The sequence below is a fragment of the Streptomyces sp. NPDC051677 genome (genome assembly GCF_044453465.1).
Taxonomy (GTDB): Bacteria; Actinomycetota; Actinomycetes; order Streptomycetales; family Streptomycetaceae; genus Streptomyces.
On sequence record NZ_JBITCT010000001.1, the window covers coordinates 456,081 to 471,321 of the forward strand.

The window sequence follows — 15,241 nt, forward strand, 5'->3', positions numbered from 1 at the left end:
GTCACTGAGCGATCGCCGCTGAGCCGCCGCGCCTTCAGGCGCAGCAGTCGACCTCCAGCCCGGAAGGAAGCAGTTCCCCACCGAACACGGCGCACGTCGCCTCATGCCCGCCGAGGGCGGCGACGGCCAGCAGCAGCGACCCGGCGGTCCACGCGGTCAGTTCCCGGGGCCAGATCGCCTCGTCCTCGAAGACGAACCCGGTCCAGTACAGCCCCGACTCCGCGTCCCGCAGATGCTGGATCGACTGGAGGATCTCCAGCGCCCGATCGGACTCGCCCATCGCCCACAGCGCGAGGGCGAGTTCGGCGGACTCGCCGCCCGTCACCCACGGGTTGGGGACCACGCACCGCACCCCCAGCCCCGGCACCACGAACCGCTCCCAGTCCGCCTCGATACGGGACTTGGCCTCCGTACCGGTCAACGCGCCGCCCAGCACCGGGTAGTACCAGTCCATCGAGTAGCGGTCCTTGTCGAGGAACCGCTCCGGATGCCGTCGTATGGCGTGCCGCAGCGCGCCCGCCGCCAACTCCCAGTCCGGCTGCGCCTCTTCGCGCTGCTCGGCGATCGCCAGCGCGCAGCGCAGCGCCTGGTGGATCGAGGAGGAGCCGGTGAGCAGGGCGTCGGCGGTCGGGGCGCCGTCGTCCTCGCGCCGCCAGCCGATCTGCCCGCCGGGCTGCTGGAGCCGCAGCACGTACTCGACGGCCGCGTAGACGGCCGGCCACATGCGGTCGAGGAAGGTGTCGTCGCCGGTGGAGAGGTAGTGGTGCCAGACGCCGACGGCTATGTAGGCGACGAAGTTCGTCTCGCGGCCGCGGTCGGTGACGTCGTCGAAGGCGCCGTCCGCGTACGCCGCGAACCACGAGCCGTCGTCGTTCTGGTGCCGGGCCAGCCAGGTGTACGCCCGCTCGGCGGCCTCGTGCTCGCCCGCCGCGTCCAGCGCCATCGCGGCCTCGGTGTGGTCCCAGGGGTCGAGGTGGTGGCCCCGGAACCACGGGATCGCGCCGTCCTCCCGCTGCACGGCGAGGATTCCGGCGACGGTCGCGGCGGCCTGCTCGGCGGTGAGGACCCCGGGCAGGACGAGGTGTTCTGTCCGGGGGGTGGTCACTTGGCCGCCGCCTCGGACAGCGCCGGGAGGTGCGGCTTGGTCGCGTACGCCACGAAGCTCTTGCCGATCAGCGGGTTGAGCGCCTGCTCGGCGACGCGGGTCGCCAGCGGCCTCTTCATGATGTCCCAGACCAGCAGCTTGTGGTACGCCCGCACCGGCAGCGCCTTGTCGTTGTCCACGCCGAACGCGCACTTCAGCCACCAGTACGGGGAGTGCAGCGCGTGGGCGTGATGGGTGCCGTACGGCTTGAGTCCCGCCTCGCGGATCTTCGCGAGCAGTTCGTCGGCCTTGTAGATGCGGATGTGGCCGCCCTCGACCTCGTGGTAGGCGTCGGAGAGCGTCCAGCAGACCTTCTCGGGGCCGTAGCGCGGCACGGTGATGGCGATGCGGCCGCCGGGCTTGAGCACGCGCACCATCTCCGCCAGCACTCCCTTGTCGTCCGGGATGTGCTCCATGACCTCGGAGATGATGACGACGTCGAAGGACTCGTCGGGGAAGGGCAGCGCCAGCGCGTCGCCCTCCATGGCGGTGGCGGTGGCGCCCTCGGGGGCCTCGCCGGCCTCCTTCATCGCCGCGAACCACTTGGCGACCTCGCGGATCTCCTCGCCGTTCTGGTCGAGCGCCACGACCTGAGCGCCACGCCGGTAGCACTCGAAGGCGTGCCGCCCCGCCCCGCAGCCGAGGTCCAGGACTCGGTCGCCCGGGGCGAGCGGGAACCGGGAGAAGTCGACGGTCAGCACGTGGCCCTGCTTTCGCGATCGGATGCTTCGGATACGACGCCGTCGGCGTCAACGGCGTCGACGCCACGACCGGCGTCGACGGCCTCGGCGGCTTCGGGGGCCTCGGTGGCCTCGGCGGCTTCCGGGGCGGCGGGAGCCACGGAAGCAGCGGAAGCGACAGAAACGGCGGAAGCAGCTGAAACGGCGGACGCGGCCGACGCGGCGGCGGGGGCCTCGGACTCGCAAGCACCTGGGCGGCGGCCGTCGGCTATCGCCTCGCGGTAGCGGGCCACGGTCCCCTCGGCGGCCCGCGCCCAGGTGAACCGTTCCAGCACCCGTTCCCGCCCGGCCGCGCCCAGCCGCGCCCGCAGCTCGCGGTCGCCCAGGAGCCGGCTCAGGCCCGCGGCCAGCGCACCCGCGTCGCCCGGCGGCACGGCCAGGCAGGTCTCCCCGTCGCGCCCGGCGACCTCGGGGATCGCCCCGCCGGTCGTGGCGAGCAGCGGGGTGCCCGTGGCCATGGCCTCGGCAGCCGGCAGGGAGAAGCCCTCGTACAGCGACGGCACACAGGCGACCTCCGCCGAGCGCACCAGGTCGACCAGTTCGGCGTCGGAGATGCCCTTGACGAACTCGACTGCGCCTTCGAGGCCGTACCGCTCGATCGCCTGGGCGACCGGCCCCTCCTGCGGGCGCTTGCCGACGACGACGAGGTGGGCGCGCGGGTGCTCGGTGCGCACCTTCGCCAGCGCCTCGACGAGGAAGACCAGGCCCTTGAGGGGGACGTCCGCGCTGGACGTCGTCACGATCCGGCCGGGTATCTGCGGCACGGCCGGGTTCGGCGAGAACAGGTCGGTGTCGGCGCCGATGTGGACGACGTGGATGCGGTCGTCGCGGACGCCGAGGTGGTCGACGATCTCTTGGCGGGAGGTGCCGGAGACGGTGAGCACGGACGGCAGCCGGCGCGCGACGCGCTTCTGCATCCGGGTGAACGCGTACCAGCGGCGCACGGAGTAGCGCCGGCGCCATCCTTCGGCGGCGTCCAGCTCCAACTGCCGGTCGACGGTGATGGGGTGGTGGATGGTGGTGACCAGGGGCGCGCCGATGTCCCCCAACAGCCCGTAGCCGAGGGTCTGGTTGTCGTGCACGACGTCGAACTCCCCGCGCCGGGCGCGCAGATGACGACGGGCGCGCAGGGCGAACGTCCGCGGTTCGGGGAACCCGCCGGTCCACATCGTCGCGACCTCGAGGGCGTCGATCCAGTCGCGGTACTCGCCGCGCTTCGGGGTGCGGAACGGGTCCGGCTGGCGGTAGAGGTCGAGGCTGGGCAGCTCGGTGAGGGAGAGGCGGTCGCCGTGGGCCGGGTCCACCGGGTCCAGCACCGGATAGGGCTGGGAGCCGATCACCTCGACGCGGTGGCCGAGGCGGACGAGCTCACGCGAGAGATGCCGTACGTAGACGCCCTGGCCCCCGCAGAACGGGTTCCCCTTATAGGTGAGGAGCGCGATGTTGAGCGGTCGCTTGCCGTCGGCCGCGAGGTCATGCCGGGACCCCGCCTGACTGGCCTCCGCGGTCACTCCGTGCCCCCTTCTGCCTGCATGGTCCCGCGAGACTACGACGGGACGCTAATCTAGAACAAGTTTCAGACTTGATCGTCCGGGAGGCTCTGAATCTACCGGCAGGTAAGAGTGCTGGGAGCAGTGGATCAGGTGATTCACGCCACGACCGGCCGCTCTGCCGAACCGCATGATCACCGCCCCTCACCGACTGTCACCAGGACTGTCACGGAACGGACCGGAACGGGACCCATGCCACCCACGCCAGCCACGCCCGCGGAAGCCAAGGGGAACGCGGAAGCCAAGGGGAGCAAGGCGCAGTCCTCGCCCCTCACCGAGCGGCAGGAGGCGCGCCGCCGCCGCATCCTGCACGCGAGCGCGCAGTTGGCCAGCCGGGGCGGGTTCGACGCGGTGCAGATGCGGGAGGTCGCGGAGTCCTCGCAGGTCGCCCTCGGCACCCTCTACCGGTACTTCCCGTCCAAGGTGCATCTGCTGGTCGCCACGATGCAGGACCAGTTGGAGCACATGCACGGCACGCTGCGGAAGAAGCCGCCGACGGGCGAGCGGGCGGCGGAGCGGGTCGCGGAGACGCTGATGCGGGCCTTTCGCGCCCTGCAGCGCGAGCCGCACCTGGCGGACGCGATGGTGCGCGCGCTGACCTTCGCCGACCGCAGCGTCTCTCCGGAGGTCGACCAGGTCTCGCGTCAGACGACGGCGATCATCCTGGACGCGATGGGCCTCACCGACCCGACGCCCGAGCAGCTCTCCGCGGTCCGCGTCATCGAGCACACCTGGCACTCGGCGCTGATCACCTGGCTGTCGGGCCGCGCCTCCATCGCCCAGGTCCGGATCGACATCGAGACGGTGTGCCGCCTGATCGACGTGACGGACCCGCGCACGTAGACGCCATGGACGCGCACCCACTCGCACCGACGGGCACAGACGGGCACAGAAAAGACCTACGAGACGATCAGGGGTCCCTTCAGGTCCTGTCCTGCAACCTTCCGGTCCCTCAGCCCGTCCGTCGACGTCGGCCTCAGCGGATGCCCGTACCTCTCGGCGTCACGCCCAAGTCGGCTACTCCGGTCGAACTCCCTCACTCGCCTCGTAGGCCACTACCAGAATAGAACACCTGAAGCGGGATGGAACACCACAAAAGGGATTATTTTTACTCCTCCGGCGGGAAAACCGCCTCCCCGCTCCCCGTCAGCGTGATCGTGATCGCCTCCACCGGGCAGTTCTCCGCCGCCGCCAGCACCTGCTCGTTCGCGTCCGTGTCGGGGTCGACCGGATGCGACTGGCGCGCGTCGTCCAGCCGGAAGCCCTCGGGCGCTCGGTGGAGGCACTGCGCGGAACCGATGCACAGGGAACGGTCCACGTCGACGTGCCACCGGTCGCCCGCCCCCACGCTTGAATCCGCTGAATCCGCTGAATCCGCTGAATCCGCTGAATCCGCTCGCGCGAGAGGCACTTCCATCCCTCAGCCCTCCCAGCCGGCCGGCAGGTGGATCATCTTGTGCTCCAGGTACTCGCCGAAGCCCTCGGGCCCGAACTCCCGCCCCAGCCCGGAGTTCTTGTAGCCGCCGAACGGGCCGAGCATGTCCAGGCTGAAGGTGTTAACGGAGTAAGTCCCCGTACGAACCTGGCGCGCGACCTCGATGCCATGCCCGACGTCGGCCGTCCAGACGCTGCCGCTCAGCCCGTAGTCGGAGTCGTTCGCGATCTTCACGGCCTCGGACTCGTCGCCGTAGGGCAGGAGGCAGATCACCGGGCCGAAGATCTCCTCGCGGGCGATCCGCATGGAGTTGTCGACGTCGCCGAAGAGGGTCGGCTCCACGTACCAACCGCGCTCCAGACCCGCCGGACGCCCGCCACCGGTGAGGATCTTCGCGCCCTCCTCCTGCCCGATCCGGATGTAGTCGAGGTTCCGACGCTGCTGCCGCTCGGCGACCAGCGGCCCGACCTGGGTCGCCGGGTCCATCGGGTCGCCGACGACCAGCGCGGCCGCCGCCGCGGCAAAGGCGTCCGCGAACTCGTCGTAGCGCGAGCGCGGCAGGAGGATGCGGGTCTGGGCCACACAGGCCTGCCCGTTGTTCATGAAGGCGGCCGAGACGATCCCGGGGACCGCCGTGGCGATGTCCGCGTCGGGCAGCACGACCGCCGCCGACTTGCCGCCGAGTTCGAGGGTCACGCGCGTGAGATTGCGGGCGGCCACCTCCATGACCCGCTTCCCGGCCGCGACCGAGCCCGTGAACGCGACCTTGTCGACGCCCGGATGCCCGACCAGGTACTCGCTGACCTCGCGGTCCGCGGGCAGAATCGACAGCACGCCCTCCGGCAGCCCGGCCTCCCGCGTGATCTCGGCCAGCAGATACGCGTCCAGCGGCGACTCCGGGGACGGCTTCAGCACCACCGAGCAACCGGTGAGCAGCCCGGGCGCGAGCTTGGCGGCGGCCACGAACTGCGGGACGTTCCAGGGCACGACGGCCGCGACCACGCCCACCGGCTCGCGCCGCACGAGGATCTTCCCGAGCACACCGTCGCGGCGCTCCTCGTAGGTGAAGTCCCGGGCGACCTTGATCGCCGCGTCCCACACCATCATCGCGCCCAGGGCCTGCGCGAGGACGCTCCAGGAGTACGGGGAGCCGTTCTCGGAGGAGATCACGCGGGCGATCTCCTCATGGCGCAGGGCGATGCCGTCCTTGATGCGGGTGACGACGGCGATCCGCTCGTCGAGCGACAGCCGGGGCCAGGGCCCCTCGTCGAAGGCCCGCCGCGCCACGGCGACGGCCCGGTCCACATCGGCCGTCGACGCATGCGGCACCCGCCCGATGACCTCCTCGGTGTGCGGCGAGACCACCTCGATGACGTCCTCGCCCTGGGGATCGGTCAATTCCCCGCCGATGAACAACTGTCCGTGTTCCACGAGCTCGGCCATGGCCACTGCCTTCGTTTCTGACGGTGTTTCAGAAACTGATACCAGTTCTAGTTATAGTGGGCAATGGCCGTGAGACGGAGGGCAGATGACGAAGGCGTTCGATCATGGCGGGGGTGTGCGGTCCCTTCGGGTGCCCATCCCGGACAACCCGCTCGGGCACACGCTCGTCTACGTCGTCGACACCGACCGCGGGCCGGTGCTGGTCGACGCCGGATGGGATGATCCCGCCTCCTGGGACGCCCTCACCGCGGGTCTCACGGCCTGCGGCACTGACGTCGCCGAACTGCACGGGGTCGTCATCACCCACCACCACCCCGACCACCACGGTCTGTCGGCCAAGGTGCGGGAGGCGTCCGGGGCCTGGGTGGCGATGCACGCGGCGGACGCGTCGATCGTGCGGCGGACCCGGGAGACCCGCCCCGAGCGCTGGTACACGTACATGGCCGACAAGCTGGCCGCCGCCGGCGCCCCCGACGAACATCTCGCCCCGCTGCGCACGGCCCGCCGCCGTACGCCGCCCGGGTTCTCCCCCGCGCTCCCCGACCGCGAGATCGTCCCCGGCGAACTCCTGGACCTGCCCGGCCGCCGGCTGCGCGCGATCTGGACCCCGGGGCACACCCCGGGCCATGTCTGCCTCCACCTGGAGGAGAGCCACCCGGCCGGACTCCCGGGCCACGGCCGCCTGTTCTCCGGCGACCACCTGCTCCCGGGGATCAGCCCGCACATCGGACTCTACGAGGACCCCGACGACGCGACGGTCACCGATCCCCTCGGCGACTACCTCGACTCCCTCGAACGCGTCGGCCGTCTCACCCCCGCCGAGATCCTCCCCGCCCACCAGCACGCCTTCACCGACGCCCCCTCCCGGGTACGGGAGTTGCTCACCCACCACGAGGACCGTCTCACGGACCTGTCGTCGCTCCTGGCCGAGCCCCTCACCCCCTGGCAGCTCGCCGAACGGATGGAGTGGAACCGCCCCTGGCAGGAGATCCCCTACGGTTCGAGGACCATCGCGGTCTCCGAGGCCGAGGCCCACCTCCGCCGACTCGTGAAACAGGGCCGCGCGGAGGCGGTGGCGGGCAGCGAGCCGGTGACGTACGTGGCGGTGTAATGCGCTCGCGGTGCGGGAGGGCCTGCTGATACCAACGGTTGCATGGACCCCTTGGAACGCCTTCTCGCCGAGCGCGCCTGCGAACGTCTCGTCGTCGACTTCGTCCACCGGCTCGACCTGGGTGAACCCTCCGCCGTGGCCGGTCTGTTCACCGAGGACGGCAGGTGGGAATGGCCGGCGGGCGAGCGTCTGATCGAGGGGCGGGCGGCGCTGCGCGCGTACTTCGGCTCACGCCCCGCCGACCGGCTCTCCCGCCGCCTCATGTCGAACATCCTGGTCACGGTCACCGCGCCGGACAACGCCCTGGCCACCTCGTACTTCTCGACGCACCGGGTCGACGGCTACGAGGGCGGCATCGTCCCGGCCGGGCCCCCCGTCCAGGTCGGCCACTACGAGGACACGTTCCGGCATGTCGACGGTACGTGGCTGCTGGCACGCCGGGTACTCCACCTTCCCTTCGGCGGACCGACGCCCCGCGCCGACGGACCCGCCCAGCACCGGGCTACCCCCAGCCCGCCAGCGACCTGATCAACTCACCGGCCGGGGCGAGGAGTTCCGTTTCCTCGGTGCTCATCGTCGGGTTGGCCGCGCGTCGGCGCAAAGCCTCGGTCAGGCCCTGATCGGTGAGGTCGGCGGGGTCGGCGAGGAGGGCGGTCAGCATCGCGAGGGCCGGGGCGGCGATCGGCTGGGCGGAGACGGCGACCTGGGCGAGGATCACCGCGGACATCCCCCAGTCGAGCCCCGGGTCGCCCTCCTCCGTGTTGGCCCAGTCGATGACCCGCGGGCCGTCCGGCGTGAGAATCACGTTGTCGGGGTGGAGGTCGAGGTGCAGGATGCGGGCGTCTGCCGAGACTCGGCCCGGAACGGTGTGCAGCGCGCGCAGCAGCCTGGCGAGAACGGCCCCCGCCTCCTCGGCGTCCAACGTGCCCGCCACGAACGCCTGGAGCATCGTCGGCCCCGCCAGCCGCTCCATCACCAGGTCGGTGCGCGAGCCGTCGGACGAGGGTCGTACGGCGGGCGCGGGGTAGCCGTACTCCCGTACGTGCGCCATCACCGCCCCCTCGGCGGCGGCGTCGCCCCACCCGTCCCGGTCCCGGCGCAGCACCCACGCCTCGTCGATCTCGTACACGTCGGCCGTACGACCCGAGCCGAGCAGTCTCCCCGTTACTGGCATGAACATGAACCTACCGCCGCCCAGCCCCCTCCATCTCCCTCCACCTCCCTCCACCTCCATCCATCCCCGCCCATCCCCGTCCGCCCCCGTTCGCCCCGCCCACAGCCACCCCTCAGGCCGTTCCCTACCTGCCGGTAGATTGAATCCTCCCCTCCCTGAAGGGGGAGGGGATTCCTGGCTCAGGCAGCCTCCTGGAGCAGCGCTCCAGGAGGCCTTGTGCCATCAGTACCAGCCGGGTTGAGACCAGCCCGGACGAGCATGACGCGTGCGGAGTTCTTGTCCCGTGGGGACACATTTCCGCACGCGGTGCAGGTGTAGGTGCGCTCACCCAGCGGCAGGCGATGCTTGGCTCTCGCATCGCAGTGCGCGCAGTCCGTCGTGGTGTACGCGGGGTGGACCAGGTGCACGGCCCTGCCGTGTTTGCGGCCCATCTCGATCAGTGCGGTCTTGGTGGCGCCGATGGCGGCGTCGGCGGCCTTGCGGGCCATGGTGGTCCTGGCCAGGAACTTGGGGCGGAAGTCCTCGACAGCAATCGCGTCGTGGTCACGGACCACCTTCTTGGCCCACTTACGGCCGGTGTCGGTGCGCTGCCTGGCAACCTTCTTGTGGGCCTTCGCCCGCAGTCGCTTCGCCTCGCGGTAGCCCTTCGATGCCGGCTGTCCCTTCTTCGGCCTGCGGCGGGCCGTCATCCGGTCGTACCGGGCCACCTTCTTGCGGGCCTTCCCGCCGTGCCCGGCGTGGGGCAGGTCATAGGCGTCGGTCGTGGTCGTCGCCGTCTCCTTCACACCCCAGTCGACACCCAGTACGCGGCCGGTCTCCGGCAGGGGCTGGACCTGGGCGGGCACGACGAAGGAGCAGTACCAGTGCCCGAGACTGTCCTGGTAGACGCGCACCGAGGACGGTTCGGCCGGCAGTTCCCGCGACCACACCACCGTCACCACGATGCCCCCAGCCAGGTGCAACCGCCCGTCCTTCAGGCGGAATCCGCGCCGCGTGTAGTTCAGGGACGGCAACGTCTCGCGTCTGGTCTTCCACTGCGGCATCCCGGCCCGGCGCGCCATGGGCAGGCGCTCGCGGATGTCCTTGTGCGCCTTGGCACGGGAGCGGCCGAAGTCACGGACGACCTGCTGCTGAACAACCGACGAGCCTTCACGCAGCAGGGGCCTGCTCCAGGTGGGCCTGCCGGTCCTGGAGGGCGCGCTGGAACGCTCCGTCGCCCTCGCCGCCGCGATGGACGCCCGCGGGTACGGCCGTACCGCCGACGTCCCCGCCCCCGTCCGTCGGACGACCGCCGCCCTCACGCTCGGCGGGCTGATCGGCGTCTGCGCGGGAACGTACGGTCTGCTCACCGCCGCGGGCGGGACGTACGGCGTGCCGGTGCTGCTCGCCGGAGTCGCCGCGGCCGTAGCCGGACTGCGCCTGGGCGGCCGTCGCTCGCCACGCACCCGGTACCGTCCGGACCGCTGGACGCCGCGCGCCTGTCTCATCGCCGTCTCCGGCGGCGCGGTCGCGGCGCTCCTCACCGTCGCCGCGTCGGCCGCCCCTGCGGACCTGCACCCGGGCGTCGTACCCCTGACGGCCCCGCCCTCCCCCTCTGGCCGGCGGCGGCCGTACTCCTCGGCCTGCTGCCCGCGTTCCTCGCCCCTGAAAGCCCCGCAAGTCCCGCAAGTCCCGCAAGCCTCGCAAGCCTCGCAAGTCCCGCACGTCCCAAGGAGCAGTCGTGATCCGCTTCGAGAACGTCTCCGTGACGTACGACGGCACCCCTCAACCCACCCTCCAAGGCGTTGACTTCACGATCCCCGAGGGCGAACTCGTGTTTCTCGCAGGCCCGTCCGGGGTTGGGAAGTCGATGCTGCTGGGCACGGTCTCCGGGCTCGTCCCGCACTTCACGGGCGGCGCCCTGCGCGGCCGGGTCACGGTCGCCGGCCGTGACACCCGCACCCACAAGCCGCGCGAACTCGCCGACGTCGTGGGGACGGTGGGGCAGGACCCGCTGTCGCACTTCGTGACGGACACGGTCGAGGAGGAACTCGCCTACGGAATGGAGTCGTTGGGCCTGCCCCCGGAGGTGATGCGTCGGCGCGTCGAGGAGACCCTCGACCTGCTCGGCCTGGCCGGTCTGCGCGACCGCCCCATCGCCACCCTGTCCGGCGGCCAGCAGCAGCGGGTCGCGATCGGCTCGGTCCTCACCCCGCACCCCCGGGTGCTCGTCCTGGACGAGCCGACCTCCGCGCTCGACCCGGCGGCCGCGGAGGAGGTCCTCGCCGTCCTGCTGCGCCTCGTCCACGACCTCGGTACGACGGTGCTGCTGGCGGAACACCGCCTGGAACGCGTCCTGCAGTACGCCGACCAGGTCGCCCTGCTCCCCGCCCCCGGCGCGGCTCCGATCCTCGGCGCTCCGGCGGACGTCATGGCCGTCTCCCCGGTGTTCCCGCCGGTGGTCGACCCGGGCCGGCTGGCAGGCTGGACCCCGCTGCCACTGACCGTCCGGGACGCCCGACGAAGGGCCGGTGACCTGCGCGAACGCCTGGAGAGCTCGGGGGGAGGGGCTGGACGGGCTGGGCAGGCGGTGGCCCACGAGGTTCCGCGACCCCTTCCGCGCCCCCTTCCGCCATCCCTGCGGGACCTGGCCGGACGGCCCGCCCGCCGCCTCTTCCACCGCCCTCCCCCCGTCCCGTCCGCCTCCGTCCCCGCGCCGCCGAGGCCCGCTCCCTCGCCGTCCGCCGGGCGGGCGTCCAGGCCCTGTGCCACGTCGACCTCACGGTCGCGCCCGGCGAGACGATCGCCCTCATGGGCCGCACCGGCGCCGGGAAGTCGACGCTGCTGGGCGCCTTCGTAGGCCTCGTCGAGCCGTCGGCGGGAACGGTCCGGGTCGGCGGCCTGGTCCCGCATCGCACCCCGCCCCGGGACCTGGTCCGCCGCGTCGGCCTGGTCCCGCAGGAGCCGCGCGACCTGCTGTACGCCGACACGGTCGCCGCCGAGTGCACGGCCGCCGACCGGGACGCGCAGGCCGCCCCCGGCGCCTGCCGCGCCCTGGTCTCGGAGCTCCTCCCCGGCATCCCGGACGACACCCACCCCCGCGATCTCTCCGAGGGCCAGCGCCTCACTCTCGCCCTGGCGGTCGTCCTCACGGCCCGTCCGCCGCTGCTCCTCCTCGACGAGCCGACCCGTGGCCTGGACTACGCGGCGAAGGCCCGCCTGGTCGCCGTCCTGCGCGGGCTGGCCGCGGCCGGGCACGCGATCGTGCTGGCCACGCACGATGTGGAACTGGCCGCCGAGCTGGCCCACCGGGTCGTGCTGCTGGCGGAGGGCGAGGCGATCGCCGACGGTCCGACGGCGGAGGTCGTCGTCTCCTCCCCGTCCTTCGCCCCGCAGGTGACGAAGATCCTGGCCCCGCAGGAGTGGCTCACCGTCACCCAGGTGCGGGAAGCACTGCGATGACGACGACGCCCCGGCACCGTCCGGTGCACCTCGGCCCCCGCTCCGTCGCCGCGTTGGCGCTGGTCAGCGCGGTGGGGGTGGTGGCGTTCACCTGGCCTTTCCTGGCCCCGCCCGCCTCCGCGCTGAACGCCCACGCCCAGGACGCCCCCTGGCTCTTCGCGGGTCTGCTGGTGCTGCTGGTCGCGGTCGTGGCGGCGACGATCTCGGAGTCCGGGCTCGGCGCGAAGGCGGTGGCGATGCTGGGCGTGCTGGCGGCGACGGGCGCGGCGCTGCGTCCGCTCGGCGCGGGGACGGCCGGCATCGAGCCGATGTTCTTCCTGATGGTGCTGAGCGGCCGGGTCCTCGGCCCGGGCTTCGGCTTCGTCCTGGGCGCGGTGACGATGTTCGCGTCCGCCCTGCTCACGGGCGAGGTGGGCCCGTGGATGCCGTTCCAGATGCTGGCGATGGGCTGGTTCACGATGGGCGCGGGCCCGCTACCGGACGCGAGCCTGCTACCGGGCGCGGATCGCGTACGCGGCCCTCGCGGCCTACGCGGCCTACGCGGCCTACGCGGCCTACGCGGCCTACGCGGCCTACGGGGCCGTATGGAGCTGGCCCTGCTGTCCGTCTACGGCTTCCTGGCCGCTTTCGCCTACGGCACGGTGATGAACCTGGCCGGGTGGCCCTTCATGGGCGCGCTGGCCTCGGGCGTCGCCTTCGACCCGGACGGGACGGTCCCGTCGAACCTGGCGCGCTTCGTCGCCTACTGCGTGGCGACCTCGCTGGGCTGGGACCTGGGCAGGGCGCTGGTCACGGTCGTCCTGACCCTCACTCTCGGCCCCGCGGTGCTCAAGGCGCTCCGCAGAGCGACCCGCCGGGCGGCCTTCGAGACCGCGGTCACATTCGAGGCCTCGCGGGAGACCGAAAAAGGGCCCCAGAAGACCGTTGACCGGTGAACCACCCCACATGACCCACATCACCTACTACTCAACCTAGTCGGGCAATTCGGACGCCATGTCCACGCCATCATGGCCTCTGACCTGCACATTGAGAGCCAGCTCACACGACACACGACCCTCCCGAATACGACGACAACTAGCAAAAGGGGTCTTTGCGGACGCCTCCCGATCCTGCTTCTCTGGATGACGTCGCACGGCGCCGACGAGCCCCACGGGCCTCGGCGCCGACGCATGCAGCCACCCACCGCACACCACGCGGTGCGGCCACGCACCGCGTGACTCCGGCATGCAGGCGACGCCACTGTCCCCGAAGAAAAAGGTTCTCCGTGTCCGTCTCCGTCATCCGTCGCATCGCTTCCCCGAAGAAGGCCCTCACCGTCGCCGCCGTGGCCGCCGCCACCGCCGGCATGGCGATCTCCGCAGCGCCCGCCCAGGCCGCGACGTCGTCCGTGAGCTCCGCCTCCCAGGCTCAGGCGATCGCGCACAAGATGATCCCGAACACGGCTCAGTACAACGCCTTCGCCAACATCGTGAAGCACGAGAGCGGCTGGGACGTCAACGCCACCAACGCCTCCTCCGGCGCCTACGGCCTCGTCCAGGCCCTCCCCGGCTCCAAGATGGCCTCGGCCGGCTCCGACTGGAAGACCAACGCCAAGACCCAGATCAAGTGGGGCCTGGACTACATGAACTCCCGCTACGGCAGCCCCCTCGCCGCCTGGTCCTTCTGGCAGGCGAACGGCTGGTACTGAGCCACACAGTCGGCCCCACAGTCAGCCCCACACTGAGCCACACCCCCCATGAACGCGCGCTCTGCGCGCCGAAAGCGGCGGCCCCCGATCCCCGGGGCCGCCGCTTTCGGCGTTTCGACCGCGTCAGCGGTCGAGGTCGAGGGCCGGCACACCACGCCCCTCTCAGGTTGCGCTGACCCGCAACTCCTTCACCCCGTTGATCCAGGCCGACCGCAGCCGGCGCGGATCGCCCACCAGCCGCAGGTCGGGCATGGCGTCGGCGATGGCGTTGAAGATGAGGTTGATCTCGAGGACGGCGAGGGACTTGCCGAGGCAGAAGTGGGGCCCGCCCCCGCCGAACCCGAGGTGGGGGTTCGGATCCCGGGTGACGTCGAAGGAGTCGGGATTCTCGAACACCTCGGGGTCGCGGTTCGCGGAGGCGTAGAAGATCCCGACCCGATCCCCCTTCCTGATCCGCTTCCCGCCGAGCTCCGTGTCCTGAGTGGCGGTCCGCTGGAAGGCGACGACGGGCGTGGCCCACCGCACGATCTCCTCGGCGGCGGTGCCCGGCCTCTGCGCCTTGTAGAGCTCCCACTGCTCGGGGTGGGTGAGGAAGGCGTGCATGCCATGGGTGGTGGCGTTCCGGGTCGTCTCGTTCCCGGCGACGGCGAGCATGAGCACGAAGAACCCGAACTCGTCGGAGCTGAGATTGCCCTCGTTCTCGGCGGCGACCAGCGTCGACACGATGTCGTGAGCAGGGCACTGCTTCCGCTCGGCGGCCACACCCATGGCGTACGCCAGGATCTCGGCGGCGGACTGCTGCCCGACCTCGGCGGTGACGGCGAACTCGGGATCGTCGTACGCGATCATCTTGTTGGACCAGTCGAAGATCTTGGCGCGATCGTCCTGCGGTATGCCGATCAGCTCGGCGATGGCCTGGAGGGGCAGCTCCGAGGCGACGGACGTGACGAAGTCGAACGAACCGCCCTGCGCAAGGGCACTCTCGACGATGGCGGTGGCGCGGTTGCGCAGCCGCTCCTCCAGCCCACGGATGGCCCGCGGCGTGAACCCGCGCTGCACGATCTGCCGCACCCGGGTGTGCTCGGGCGGATCCATGTTCAGCATGATCAGCCGCTGGGCGTCGATCGAGTCGCGCTCGATGTGCTCGTTGAACCGGATGATCGCGGTGTTGAGGTAGGAGGAGAAGATCTCGGGGTGGGTGGAGACGTACCGCACATCGGCGTGCCGGGTCACCGCCCAGTACCCCTCGTCCTGGAACCCGGCGACGTTGCCCGTCTGAGGGATCCAGCGGACGGGTTCGGCGAGCCGCAGCTCGGCGAACTCCGGGAGCGGCACATGGTGTTGCAGCAGGTCGGGATCGGTGAAGTCGAACCCGTCGGGAATCGCTGGACAGGGCATCGGCGGCTCCAGCCATCTGGCGATGCAATCTGACGGTTCATCAGAAATAGATTGCCGAGAAGGTAGTTCAGGAGCCTTGAGCCTGCAAGACCCTTGCGGTGACGCACATCACGTCAGC

General features: G+C 71.3%; 13 protein-coding genes and 2 pseudogenes. 7 read left to right on the forward strand and 8 right to left on the reverse strand.

Annotation, left to right across the window (positions count from 1 at the left end):
- Window positions 1–34: 34 nt before the first annotated feature.
- Genes ACIBAF_RS01995 through ACIBAF_RS02005 form a run of 3 tightly spaced genes read right to left on the reverse strand, consistent with a single transcriptional unit; the run spans window position 35 to window position 3,395 of the window.
- A complete protein-coding gene (locus ACIBAF_RS01995) occupies window positions 35–1,105 on the reverse strand; it encodes a prenyltransferase (RefSeq protein ID WP_399461132.1) in 1,071 nt (356 codons plus the stop codon).
- Window positions 1,102–1,845: a class I SAM-dependent methyltransferase gene (locus tag ACIBAF_RS02000; RefSeq protein ID WP_399461133.1), complete on the reverse strand. Its 744-nt coding sequence runs from the start codon at window positions 1,843–1,845 to the stop codon at window positions 1,102–1,104. Before ACIBAF_RS02000 ends, ACIBAF_RS01995 begins: the two co-directional genes overlap by 4 nt.
- Window positions 1,839–3,395 carry a glycosyltransferase family 4 protein gene (locus tag ACIBAF_RS02005; RefSeq protein WP_399461134.1) on the reverse strand — a complete coding sequence of 519 codons (1,557 nt, stop codon included), beginning with the start codon at window positions 3,393–3,395 and terminating at the stop codon, window positions 1,839–1,841. The genes ACIBAF_RS02000 and ACIBAF_RS02005 overlap by 7 nt, the downstream gene beginning before the upstream one ends.
- Before the next feature lie 231 nt (window positions 3,396–3,626).
- On the opposite strand from ACIBAF_RS02005, the gene ACIBAF_RS02010 reads away from it, so the two are divergent.
- Window positions 3,627–4,277: a TetR family transcriptional regulator gene (locus ACIBAF_RS02010; RefSeq protein WP_399461135.1), complete on the forward strand. Its 651-nt coding sequence runs from the start codon at window positions 3,627–3,629 to the stop codon at window positions 4,275–4,277.
- A gap of 265 nt (window positions 4,278–4,542) precedes the next feature.
- On the opposite strand, the gene ACIBAF_RS02015 is transcribed toward ACIBAF_RS02010, so the two are convergent.
- Together ACIBAF_RS02015 and ACIBAF_RS02020 are read right to left on the reverse strand one after the other, a co-directional pair.
- Window positions 4,543–4,782 (reverse strand): ferredoxin, encoded by a 240-nt coding sequence (locus ACIBAF_RS02015; RefSeq protein WP_399461136.1) that lies wholly within the window; start codon window positions 4,780–4,782, stop codon window positions 4,543–4,545.
- Window positions 4,783–4,854: 72 nt separating this feature from the next.
- Window positions 4,855–6,312, reverse strand: a complete 1,458-nt coding sequence (locus tag ACIBAF_RS02020; protein ID WP_399461137.1) for an aldehyde dehydrogenase — start codon at window positions 6,310–6,312, stop codon at window positions 4,855–4,857.
- Between the two features lie 85 nt (window positions 6,313–6,397).
- Here ACIBAF_RS02020 and ACIBAF_RS02025 point away from each other — a divergent pair, with 85 nt between their 5' ends.
- Together ACIBAF_RS02025 and ACIBAF_RS02030 are read left to right on the forward strand one after the other, a co-directional pair.
- Entirely contained in the window at window positions 6,398–7,423 is a 1,026-nt protein-coding gene (locus tag ACIBAF_RS02025) for an MBL fold metallo-hydrolase (RefSeq protein WP_399461138.1), read from the forward strand.
- A 42-nt stretch (window positions 7,424–7,465) separates the two neighbouring features.
- Window positions 7,466–7,951 carry a nuclear transport factor 2 family protein gene (locus tag ACIBAF_RS02030; RefSeq protein ID WP_399461139.1) on the forward strand — a complete coding sequence of 162 codons (486 nt, stop codon included), beginning with the start codon at window positions 7,466–7,468 and terminating at the stop codon, window positions 7,949–7,951.
- Here the strand turns inward: ACIBAF_RS02030 and ACIBAF_RS02035 are convergent.
- Together ACIBAF_RS02035 and ACIBAF_RS02040 are read right to left on the reverse strand one after the other, a co-directional pair.
- Window positions 7,926–8,597: a phosphotransferase gene (locus ACIBAF_RS02035; RefSeq protein ID WP_399461140.1), complete on the reverse strand. Its 672-nt coding sequence runs from the start codon at window positions 8,595–8,597 to the stop codon at window positions 7,926–7,928. The two genes, ACIBAF_RS02030 and ACIBAF_RS02035, sit on opposite strands and share 26 nt — an antisense overlap.
- 179 nt (window positions 8,598–8,776) lie before the next feature.
- A complete protein-coding gene (locus tag ACIBAF_RS02040) occupies window positions 8,777–9,757 on the reverse strand; it encodes an RNA-guided endonuclease InsQ/TnpB family protein (RefSeq protein WP_399461338.1) in 981 nt (326 codons plus the stop codon).
- On the opposite strand from ACIBAF_RS02040, the pseudogene ACIBAF_RS02045 reads away from it, so the two are divergent.
- The 4 genes and pseudogenes from ACIBAF_RS02045 to ACIBAF_RS02060 form a co-directional block, all read left to right on the forward strand.
- Window positions 9,756–10,321 (forward strand): annotated as a pseudogene (locus ACIBAF_RS02045) (energy-coupling factor transporter transmembrane protein EcfT); the annotation flags it as partial. The gene ACIBAF_RS02040 and the pseudogene ACIBAF_RS02045 overlap by 2 nt on opposite strands.
- Window positions 10,318–12,038: pseudogene (locus ACIBAF_RS02050) on the forward strand (ABC transporter ATP-binding protein). The pseudogenes ACIBAF_RS02045 and ACIBAF_RS02050, both read left to right, overlap by 4 nt.
- Window positions 12,035–12,973: an ECF transporter S component gene (locus tag ACIBAF_RS02055; RefSeq protein WP_399461141.1), complete on the forward strand. Its 939-nt coding sequence runs from the start codon at window positions 12,035–12,037 to the stop codon at window positions 12,971–12,973. Before ACIBAF_RS02050 ends, ACIBAF_RS02055 begins: the two are co-directional and overlap by 4 nt.
- Before the next feature lie 329 nt (window positions 12,974–13,302).
- On the forward strand, window positions 13,303–13,725 hold the full coding sequence (locus ACIBAF_RS02060; protein WP_399461142.1) for a transglycosylase SLT domain-containing protein: 423 nt from the start codon (window positions 13,303–13,305) through the stop codon (window positions 13,723–13,725).
- Between the two features lie 162 nt (window positions 13,726–13,887).
- Here ACIBAF_RS02060 and ACIBAF_RS02065 read toward each other — a convergent pair whose 3' ends face one another.
- Window positions 13,888–15,123 (reverse strand): cytochrome P450, encoded by a 1,236-nt coding sequence (locus tag ACIBAF_RS02065; RefSeq protein ID WP_399461143.1) that lies wholly within the window; start codon window positions 15,121–15,123, stop codon window positions 13,888–13,890.
- Window positions 15,124–15,241 lie beyond the last annotated feature (118 nt).